The sequence below is a fragment of the Falsiroseomonas sp. RANM36 genome (assembly GCF_056682175.1).
Window position 1 is genome coordinate 162,190 of record NZ_JBWXTD010000004.1, and the last position, 9,085, is coordinate 171,274.

General features: G+C 72.4%; 10 protein-coding genes. 3 read left to right on the plus strand and 7 right to left on the minus strand.

The window, feature by feature from the left end; all coding sequences use genetic code 11:
• Together AC1MIR_RS14550 and AC1MIR_RS14555 are read right to left on the minus strand one after the other, a co-directional pair.
• Positions 1-915 (minus strand): DMT family transporter (locus tag AC1MIR_RS14550; RefSeq protein WP_480028914.1); only part of this gene is annotated, 915 nt, incomplete at its 3' end.
• Complete coding sequence (locus AC1MIR_RS14555; RefSeq protein ID WP_480028915.1) at positions 912-1,772, minus strand: DMT family transporter; 861 nt, start codon at positions 1,770-1,772, stop codon at positions 912-914. The genes AC1MIR_RS14550 and AC1MIR_RS14555, both read right to left, overlap by 4 nt.
• A gap of 136 nt (positions 1,773-1,908) precedes the next feature.
• On the opposite strand from AC1MIR_RS14555, the gene AC1MIR_RS14560 reads away from it, so the two are divergent.
• Positions 1,909-2,979, plus strand: a complete 1,071-nt coding sequence (locus tag AC1MIR_RS14560) for a ketopantoate reductase family protein (protein WP_480028916.1) — start codon at positions 1,909-1,911, stop codon at positions 2,977-2,979.
• The gene (locus AC1MIR_RS14565) at positions 2,976-3,728 is read left to right on the plus strand and encodes an SDR family NAD(P)-dependent oxidoreductase (RefSeq protein ID WP_480028917.1); all 753 of its coding nucleotides are present in this window, start codon (positions 2,976-2,978) and stop codon (positions 3,726-3,728) included. Before AC1MIR_RS14560 ends, AC1MIR_RS14565 begins: the two co-directional genes overlap by 4 nt.
• Here AC1MIR_RS14565 and AC1MIR_RS14570 read toward each other — a convergent pair.
• Positions 3,725-3,877 (minus strand): hypothetical protein, encoded by a 153-nt coding sequence (locus AC1MIR_RS14570; protein ID WP_480029562.1) that lies wholly within the window; start codon positions 3,875-3,877, stop codon positions 3,725-3,727. The genes AC1MIR_RS14565 and AC1MIR_RS14570 overlap by 4 nt on opposite strands.
• On the opposite strand from AC1MIR_RS14570, the gene AC1MIR_RS14575 reads away from it, so the two are divergent.
• Positions 3,843-4,904, plus strand: a complete 1,062-nt coding sequence (locus tag AC1MIR_RS14575) for an MFS transporter (protein ID WP_480029546.1) — start codon at positions 3,843-3,845, stop codon at positions 4,902-4,904. The two genes, AC1MIR_RS14570 and AC1MIR_RS14575, sit on opposite strands and share 35 nt — an antisense overlap.
• Here AC1MIR_RS14575 and AC1MIR_RS14580 read toward each other — a convergent pair.
• The 4 genes from AC1MIR_RS14580 to AC1MIR_RS14595 form a co-directional block, all read right to left on the minus strand.
• Positions 4,901-6,187 (minus strand): TRAP transporter large permease, encoded by a 1,287-nt coding sequence (locus AC1MIR_RS14580; RefSeq protein WP_480028918.1) that lies wholly within the window; start codon positions 6,185-6,187, stop codon positions 4,901-4,903. The genes AC1MIR_RS14575 and AC1MIR_RS14580 overlap by 4 nt on opposite strands.
• On the minus strand, positions 6,184-6,651 hold the full coding sequence (locus tag AC1MIR_RS14585; RefSeq protein WP_480028919.1) for a TRAP transporter small permease: 468 nt from the start codon (positions 6,649-6,651) through the stop codon (positions 6,184-6,186). Before AC1MIR_RS14585 ends, AC1MIR_RS14580 begins: the two co-directional genes overlap by 4 nt.
• Positions 6,652-6,657: 6 nt before the next feature.
• Entirely contained in the window at positions 6,658-7,641 is a 984-nt protein-coding gene (locus tag AC1MIR_RS14590; RefSeq protein ID WP_480028920.1) for a DctP family TRAP transporter solute-binding subunit, read from the minus strand.
• Positions 7,642-7,721: 80 nt separating this feature from the next.
• A complete protein-coding gene (locus AC1MIR_RS14595; RefSeq protein WP_480029547.1) occupies positions 7,722-8,879 on the minus strand; it encodes a M20/M25/M40 family metallo-hydrolase in 1,158 nt (385 codons plus the stop codon).
• Between the last annotated feature and the right edge of the window lie 206 nt (positions 8,880-9,085).

Consider the following 9,085-nt stretch of genomic DNA (forward strand, 5'->3'; position numbering starts at 1 on the left):
GCTCCCCGCCGGGGGCGGGTTTTTGCGGGGCGGGCCGGGGGCCGCCACCGGGGGCCCCGCCTTGCGCCGGGCGACCTTCGCCTCCCGCCGCGTGATGTAGAGCGCGCTGCCGACGATCAGCGCCGCGCCGAGGCCGAGCCAGGCGTCCGGCAGTTCGTTGAACAGCAGCACGCCGAAGGCCGCGGCGAAGACCAGGCGCACATAGCCGATCGGCGCGACGACGCTGGCATCGGCCAGGCGCAGCGCGTTGATCCAGAGGACCATCGCGAAGGGCCCGCATGTGCCGGTGAGGATCAGCAGGCCGAAATCGCGCCAGCCCGGCCAGGCGAGGCCGGGCCAGGCGACCGGCAGCGTCATCAGCGTGGTGACCAGCCCGATGTAGAACATGATGGTGATGGTGCGCTCGCTGCGCGCCAGCATCTTGGTCGTCAGCACGATGCCCGCCCCGAGGAAGGCGGAGCCGATCGCCGCCGCCACCGGCCAGCCGACCTCGACCGCGCCCGGGCGGACGATCGCCAGCACGCCGGCGAAGCCCACCAGCGTCGCGGTCCAGCGCCGCCAGCGCACCGTCTCGCCCAGCACCGGCCCTGCCAGCGCGGTGACGAACAGGACGGAGGTGAAGGACAGCACCGTCGCGGTCGCCAGCGGCAGCATCGAGAAGGAGAGGAAATACATGTACCACGAGATGCCGGAGAGCCCGCCGCGCAGCAGGTTCAGCTTCAGCTGGCCGGTCCGCGCCACGCCCCAGGGATCGCGCAGGAAGGCGGGCATCGCCCAGGCAAGCTGCCCGACGGCGCGGGCCAGCACGATGGTGGCCAGCGGCGCCTCCGTGATCGCCTTCGCGACCACGGTCTCGAGATTGAAGAAGAAGGCGGAGGCGACGGCGAGCAGCGCCGCCTTCGTCATCGGCGTCATCGCCGCCGCGCCTCCACCACGGTGACCAGCAGCGCACCGGCGAGGATGGCCGCCATGCCGAGCCAGGACCAGCCATCCGGCGCCTCGCCCCAGGCCAGCCAGCCGGCCAGCGCCAGCAGCGGCAGGCGCAGATATTGCAGCGGCGCGATGGCGGAGGCCTCGCCATGACGCAGCGCCTCCGTGGTCAGCCAGATCAAGGAGGGCGTGACGAGCGCGATGGTTGCCAGCACCACGGCGTCCACCAGCCCGATCGGCGTCCAGGCGAGGAAGGCGACCGGCAGCGCGCCGAGGAAGGTGGTGAGCCCGACCCAGGCCATGATCGTCGCCGTGCCGTCCGTCAGCGTCAGGCTGCGCGAGGTCAGCGTGATGCCGCACCAGGCGATTGCGCTGGCGATGGCGACGGCGGCGCCGAGCGGATCCGCGCCCCCGCCCGGCCGCAGCATCACGAGGATGCCGGCGAAGCCGATCACCGCCGCTGCCCAGCGCCAGCCGCCCACACGCTCGCCCAGCATCGGGCCCGCGAGCAGCGCGGTGATCATCACCGCGGTGAAGCTCAGTGCCGTGGCCGTCGCCAGGTCGAGCATCGTCAGGGAGAGATAGTAGAGGCCCCAGCAGGTCAGCGAGGAGGCGCCGCGCGCCAGGTGCATGGGCAGGCGTTGCGTCCGGAAGACGCGCGGCCCCATCGCCATCACGATGGGCGCCACCCAGACGAGCTGCCCCGCGGTGCGCGCGGCGAGCTGCAGGCCCACCGGCACGCCGCGCGCGGTCAGCCAGCGCAGCACCAGCGCCTCCAGCGCGAAGATGGCTGCCGCCACGGCCATAAGCACCGCGCCGCGCAGATTGTCCGACAGCCTCATCTGGGGCTTGGCGCCCACATTGACCTTCCGCCCATCCCGGCTAGCGTTGTCGCATCTGACGGGCCGCGACCGGCCGGCACAAGCGCGGCCGGCGCATGCGCGGGTTGCGCGGGCAAGGCGGGCGGAGGATCGGCGCATGGCGAAGGACGTGGAGAAGGCGCATGCGCGGCATGCCGTGGACCACGGGCCGATCCTGGTCTGGGGCGCCGGCGCGATCGGCGGCACGGTCGGCGCGCATCTCGTCCGTGCCCGGCACGCCGTGGTCTTCGTGGATATTGCCGAGGATCACGTCGCCGCCATCCGAGACCCGGCGCGGGGGTTGGCCATCGAGGGACCGGTCGCCGCCTTCGGCGTGACGGCGCCGGCCTTCACGCCGGCGACCGTGCAGGGCGTGTTCCGCCGCGTCTTCCTCTGCGTGAAGACGCATGACACGGAAGCCGCCTGCCGCCAGCTGCTGCCGCACCTCGCGCCCGACGGCTATGTCCTGTCGTTGCAGAACGGCTTGTGCGAGCGCGTGATCGCCGAGGTCTGCGGCGCCGAGCGGACGATGGGCGCCTTCGTCAATTTCGGTGCCGACTGGCTCGGCCCCGGGCGCATCCTCTATGGCAACCGCGGCGCGGTGGTGGTTGGCGAACTGGACGGCGCGCGGACGCCGCGCGTGGAGGCGCTGCACGCGCTTCTCGCAGAAACCTTCGAGCCGGATGCGGTGCTGACGGACAACATCTGGGGCTATCTCTGGGGCAAGCTGGCCTATTCGTCGCTGCTCTACATGCAGGGCCTGGCCGAGAAGGGCATTGCCGACACGCTGGCGCGGCCCGAATTGCTGCCGCTGATCCGCGCGCTGTGCGGCGAGGTGATGGCGGTGGCGCGGGCCGAGGGCGTGCGCCCGCTCGGCTTCAACGGCTTCGACCCGGCGGCCTTCATGCCCGGCGCCACGGAAGACGCCGCGCGCCGATCCGTCGCGGCGCTGGAGGCGTTCAACCGGCCCAACGCCAAGACGCATTCCGGCATCTGGCGCGACCTGTGGGTGCGGCATCGCGCGACGCCCGCCGATGCGCAGATCGGCGCGGCGATCCCGATCGGCAGGACGCATGGGCTCGCCTGCCCGACGCTCGAAAGGCTGATCGCGATGATCAAGCAATGCGAGCGCAGCGAGCGGCCGATGTCCGACGCAAATCTCACGGAACTGGCAAGGGATCTTCCATGAACATCCGCTTCGACGGCGTGACGGTCGCCGTCACCGGCGCCGGCCACGGCTTCGGCCGCGCCATCGCGCAGAGCTTCGACCGCCTCGGCGCGTGCGTCTTCGCCTGCGATCTCTCGGAGGCCGAGCTGGCCGAGACGAAGCAGGGCACCGGCATCGCCACCGCCGCCTTCGACCTGACCGCCAAGGGCGCCGCGGCGGGTTGGATCAAATCCATCGAGGACGCGACCGGCGGCCCCGTCGGCGTGCTGGTCTGCAATGCCGGCGGCGTGCGCGGCCAGGCGATGCGCCCGGTCGAGGAGGTGCCGGAGGAGGACTGGCACGCGATCTTCGACATCAACACCCATGCCGCCTTCAACCTGGCGCGCGCGGTGGTGCCGGGCATGAAGAAGGCCGGCGGCGGGCGCATCGTGACGATCAGCTCCGGCGCTGGGCTGAAGCCGAGCAAGACCGGCATCCAGGCCTATTGCGCCGCGAAGCACGCGCTGGTCGGGCTGACGCGCCAGCTTTCGCGCGAGCTCGGGCCGTTCAACATCACGGTGAACAGCGTCGCGCCGGGCTTCGTGCTGTCCAACCCGTCCACCATCGTGCAGTTCGAGGGCTATGGCGAGGCCGGCAAGAAGGCGCTGGTGGAGGGCATCGCGCTGCGCCGCCTGGGCACACCGCAGGACATCGCGAACGGCGTGCTGTTCCTGGCGAGCGAGCAGGCGAACTGGATCAGCGGCCAGGTGCTGTCGGTGGATGGCGGCTAGCGCCGCGCGGTGAGCGCGCCGCCGCCATTGCCGTGGGCGCTTGTCGCGGCGTCGGCGCTCACCTTCTTCGCGCTGTCCTCGAGCGGCAGCAGCCGCGCGCCCTTCCTTCTGGAGATGTCGCAGGACCTGGCGGTGAGCCTGTCGCTCACCGCCAACATCATGGCGCTGAACGCGATCTCCTGGGGCGTCGCGTCGCTGGTCGCGGGCGCCTGGTCGGACCGCGTCGGGCGGCGGCCCTTTTTGATCGGCGGGCCGGTCGCGCTGGCCATCTGCATGGTTGCGACCGCGCTGGCCGAGAGTTTCTGGGCCGTCGCCTTCTGGGCGACCGCGGCCGGCGCCGCGGCGGGCTGCATCTCGCCGACCGTCGTCTCCGAGGTGTCGTCGCGCGTCGCGGACCGGCAGCGCGGGCGGGCGCTGGGCTGGACGCTCTCCGGGCAGTCCATGGCGCTGCTGCTCGGCGTGCCGGGGGCGGCCTGGATCGGTGCTTCCATCGGCTGGCGCGGCGTCAGCGTCTGCGTCGGCGCGATGGCGATGCTCGCGGCACTCGGCATGCTGCTGACGACGCGCCGGCCCGTCGCGCAGCGTGGCGGCGGCACGCGGCGGCGCACCGACTACCGCGCCGCGATGACGCCGCGCGTGCTGCGCCTGCTGACCATGGGCGTGGCGGAGCGCAGCTGCTACGCGCTCGCCGTCACCTTCTTCCCGACCTTCCTGCAGACGGCCTATGGCCTCTCGCTTGCGGGCCTGGCGCTGCCGCTCGCGATCTTCGCGCTGGGCAACATCCTCGGCACGCTGCTCGGCGGGCAATTGGCCGACCGGCTGCCGAACCGGATGCTGACCTTCGCCGGCGCGATGGCCTGCTGCGGCCTCGTCGCGTTGCCGCTGTTCCTCTGGCAGGGCGGCATGGTCGCGACGGCGGCGCTCGGCTTCGCCTTCATCATGGCGGCCTCGGTCTCCCGACCCTGCCTGATGGCGGCGCTGAGCAACGTGCCGGACGAGGTGCGCGGCACGGTGCTGGGGCTGAACGTGACCTCCGCCTCGATCGGCTGGCTGGCCGCGGCGGCGGTGGGCGGGCTGGTGATCGCGGCCTTCGGCTTCGCGGGCTTCGCGCCGATGGCGGCGGGGCTGGCGCTGCTCGGCACCGTGCTGGCGCTGGGCGGGCGGAAGCAGCCCTAGCGGCCGAGCAGAAGGTTCGGCAGGAAGGTGGCGAGCGGCGGGAACAGCGTGGTCGCCAGCAGGACCGCGATCAAGGGCAGCAGCCACGGCACGATCGCGCGCGACATCGCGGCGAAGCTGATGCCCGCGATCTTGGAGGTGATGAACAGCACCACGCCGACCGGCGGCGTCACCGTGCCGATCATCAGGTTCAGCACGAAGACCAGGCCGAAATGCACCGGGTCTATCCCGAACTGCGCGGCCGCGGGCGTCAGGATCGGGATCAGGATCAGCATGGCGGCCAGCGCCTCCATGAAGCAGCCGACGACGAGCAGCCCGACATTGACCGCCAGCAGGAAGACCAGCGGGTTGCCCACCAGGTCCACGATCATCGGGCCGAAGGTCTGCGGGATGCGCGAGATCGAGAGGCACCAGCCGAGCGCCGCCGCCGTCATCACCAGCGCCAGCACCACGCCGGTGGTGTTCACCGTCTGCACGATCAGCTCCGGCAGGTCGCGCAGGCGGAAGTCGCGATAGACGAAGACGCCGAGCACCAGCGCATAGGTCGCTGCCACGGCCGCGGCCTCGGTCGGCGTGAAGATGCCGCCGATCATGCCGCCGAACAGGATCACCGGCGTCATCAGCGCCCAATGCGCCCGGGCGTAGGCCGCCCAGAGCTCCCGCAGGCCGGGGAAGCGGGAACGTTCCAGGCCGCGTCGGCGCGCCACCACCGTCACCATCGCCATCAGGCTGCCCGCCATCAGCAGCCCCGGGATCACGCCTGCCAGGAACAGCCCGCCGATCGAGACATCGGCCGAGACGCCATAGATCACCATCGGCAGGGAGGGCGGGATGATCGGGCCGATGGTGGCACTTGCCGCCGTGATGGCGGCCGCCGTCTCCGCGTCGTAGCCCTCGTCCTTCATCGCCTTGATCTCGAGCGTGCCGACGCCGCCCGCATCGGCCACCGCCGAGCCCGACATGCCCGCGAAGATCACGCTGGCGAGGATGTTGGCGTGGCAGAGGCCGCCGCGCAGCCAGCCCACGCAGACCCGCGCGAAGCCGAAGATGCGGTCCGTCACGCCCGCCGCATTCATGATGTTGCCCATCAGGATGAACAGCGGCGCAGCCAGCAGCGGGAAGGAATTGGCCGCCTGCCCGATCTTCTGCGGCACGATCGCGGGATTGATCCCGGCGAGGAAGACGAAGGCGAAGCAGGCCAGCCCCATCGTGGCGTAGAGCGGCACGCCGGCCAGCATCGCCAGCAGCCAGCCCGCCAGCACCCAGGCCATCGTCTCCGTCATCGCGGCGCGCCCCGGACCGCCTCGGCCAGCTCGAGCAGCGCCTGCCCCGCGAGCAGCGCCGCGGCGAAGGGCACCGGCACGTAGAGCAAGCCTGCCGGCAACGGCAGGCTGACCCATTCCACGTCCCAGTTGCGCTCGATGAGCGGGTATCCCCACCACAGCAGCGCCAGCGAAAAGGCCAGCACCAGCAGCTGGATCAGCGCCTCCGCTACGCGCCGTGCGCCGCCCGGCAGCAGATCCACGAAGGCGCCGATGCGGATGTGCTCGCGCCCGCGCGCGCCGATCATCCAGCCGGCGAAACCGGTCCAGACAAGGAGATACTGCGCCGCCTCGTCCGACCAGCTCACCGGATCGCCGAGCTGGCGGGAGACGACCCCCGTCATCACCGCCAGCAGCAGCGAAACCAGCAGCAGCACCGCGACGACGCGCAGCGCGCCGTCGAGCCAGCCGGCGAGGCGCGTCACGCGGCTCTACAGGGCCTTGAGCGCATCGAAGGCACCGCGACCCCAGCGGCTTTCGAACTGGGCGGGGACCTTGGCCAGCACCGGCGCGCTCCAGGCGGCGATGTCCACCTCGGTCACCGTCATGCCGGCGGCGCGCAGCTCCGCCACTGCGCGCGCCTCCTGGCCCAGCAGTTCCTGGTCCTGCCAGGCGGCGGCGCCGGCGAAGGCGGCCTGCATGGCCTCCCGGTCCGCCGCGCGCAGCCCGCGCCAGAAGGCCTCGTTCACGATGATGATGCGCGGCGTGATGATGTGCTCGGTCAGCACCAGGAATTTCTGGACCTCGAACAGCTTGGCGGACTGGATCGTCGGCAGCGGGTTCTCCTGCCCGTCCACCGCGCCCTGGCTGAGCGCCAGGTAGAGCTCGGGGAAAGCGATCGGCGTGGCGCGCGCGCCCCAGGCCTCGGCCATGGCACGGAACACGTCCACCGGCGGCACGCGCAGCCGGAAGCCCTGCATGTCGGCAGGGCTGCGCACCGGGCGGCTGCCGGAGGTGAGGTGGCGCTTGCCGTAGTAGGTGACGTTCAGCATGCGCATGCCGCGCCGCTGCACCAGCTCGTCGTTCATGCGCGCGAAGACCGGCGTGGCGGAGACCTTGGCCAGATGCGCCGCGTCGCGCCAGAGATAGGGCGCCTCGATCAGCGTCAGCGCCGGGAGAAAGGCGCCGAGCGCGCCCGCGCCATCGGTGGTGAACTGCAGCGCGCCGGCCGAGACCGCCTCCATCATGTCGCGCCCGCTGCCGAGCTGGCCGCCCGGGAAGGCCTGCACCTGGATGCGGCCGGCGGTCTTCTCGCGCAACTCGGCGGCGATGCGCTCGATCATCAGCACCTGCGGGTGGGTGGCGGGCAGCAGGTCCCCCCAGCGCACCACGGTGGCCTGGGCGCGCAGCGTGGCGGGTGCGGCGAGCACCCCCAGCGCGGCGCCGGCGAATATCGCGCGACGGCGGATCGTCATGGTCCTGGCCCTTCCCTTCCCTCGGCGGGGCGTGTCCGGGCCGCCCCTGACGTCATCGCACTCCCGGAACGGGGGCGGCGTCAACGGCCAAGCGTGGCCAGCAATCCCGCCAGCAAACGCGCGCGCGGCACCAGGCTTCCCACGGTGATGTGCTCGTCGAGCGTATGCGCGCCCGTCCCGCCCACGCCGAGACCGTCCAGCGTCGGGATGCCCATCGCGCCGGTGAAGTTGCCGTCCGAGCCGCCGCCGCTGCTCTGGTGGTTGATGTCGAAGCCGATCGCCTGCGCCAGGCCGCGCGCATGGGCGTAGAGCGCCATCACGCCGGCATCGGGCTCCCACACCGGGCGCGTGACGCCGCGCCTGACCTCCAGCACGACGTCGGGCGTCGAGGATTTCAGCGCCAGCATGCGCTCCACGCCGGCGTCGAGATCGGCCTGGCGCTTCGCCATGCTCAGCACCTCCAGGTCGCAATGCGTGGCGACGCAGTTCACCCACTGCCCGCCGCGGATCACGCCGGCGGAGAAGGTGCAGTCCTCCGTCGTCATCGCCTCGATCGCCAGCACCTGGCGGCACATCTCGCGGATCGCGCTGCGCCCTTCCGAGAGCGTCGAGCCGGCATGGCTCGGGCGGCCAGTGGTGCGCAGGGTGAAGCGCGCGATGGCGTAGCGGCCGCTCACCACGCCGCCATCGGGCCGCGCCGGCTCCGGCACCAGCACGTAGCGCGCACGCGCGGCCTCCGCCTCGATCAGGTCGCGGGTGGAGGGGCTGCCCACCTCCTCGTCCGAGGTCAGCAGGAAGGTCACGGGCAGCGGCGTCGCCATGCCGGCCTGGCCGAGCCGGCGCATCGCCTCCACCGCCAGATAGGTGCCGCCCTTCATGTCGAAGATGCCGGGCCCGCGCACCGTGCCGCCGTCGCGCCGCCAGGGCAGCTTCTGCAGCGTGCCGACGGGATGGACGGTATCCAGATGCGCCAGCACCAGGATGCCCGGCGCCGCCTCGCTCGCCGCATGCGGGAAGCGCGCGCGCACGCAGTCACCGAAGCCCATGCGGCCGGCGATCCGCTCCACCCGCGCGCCGAGCAGCGCCAACTCCCGCCCCGCCAGGCCCATCATGCGGTTCACCGCGCCGGCGTCGAAGGTGGGGGACTCGCATTCCACCCAGGGGCGCAGGCCGGCGAGGATCGCCTCGGCGTCGAAGGGCAGGTCGAGGGCGGGGTGGCGGGCCATGGCGGCGTCCATCGGGCGATCTCCGGCAGCGTCGCGCCAGCCTGCGGGCGCGGCGGGGGGGCGGCCAGGCCCGGCCGCCCCCCCCCCCGGGGGCCCCCCCCCCCCCCCCACGCCCCCGCGCCGCCGGCGCGGGCTCTCGAGCGCGAGGTCGTGGTCATAGACCGGCGCCTCGTGCCGGCGCACCTGGTCCAGCAGGCCGAACAGCCGGTTGTCCTGCG

Coding starts and splice junctions, on each gene's coding strand:
- AC1MIR_RS14555 (WP_480028915.1), bottom strand. CDS start 1,772: ATGAGGCTGTCGGACAATCTGCGCGGCGCGGTGCTTATGGCCGTGGCG.
- AC1MIR_RS14560 (WP_480028916.1), top strand. CDS start 1,909: ATGGCGAAGGACGTGGAGAAGGCGCATGCGCGGCATGCCGTGGACCAC.
- AC1MIR_RS14565 (WP_480028917.1), top strand. CDS start 2,976: ATGAACATCCGCTTCGACGGCGTGACGGTCGCCGTCACCGGCGCCGGC.
- AC1MIR_RS14575 (WP_480029546.1), top strand. CDS start 3,843: ATGTCGCAGGACCTGGCGGTGAGCCTGTCGCTCACCGCCAACATCATG.
- AC1MIR_RS14580 (WP_480028918.1), bottom strand. CDS start 6,187: ATGACGGAGACGATGGCCTGGGTGCTGGCGGGCTGGCTGCTGGCGATG.
- AC1MIR_RS14590 (WP_480028920.1), bottom strand. CDS start 7,641: ATGACGATCCGCCGTCGCGCGATATTCGCCGGCGCCGCGCTGGGGGTG.
- AC1MIR_RS14595 (WP_480029547.1), bottom strand. CDS start 8,879: ATGGACGCCGCCATGGCCCGCCACCCCGCCCTCGACCTGCCCTTCGAC.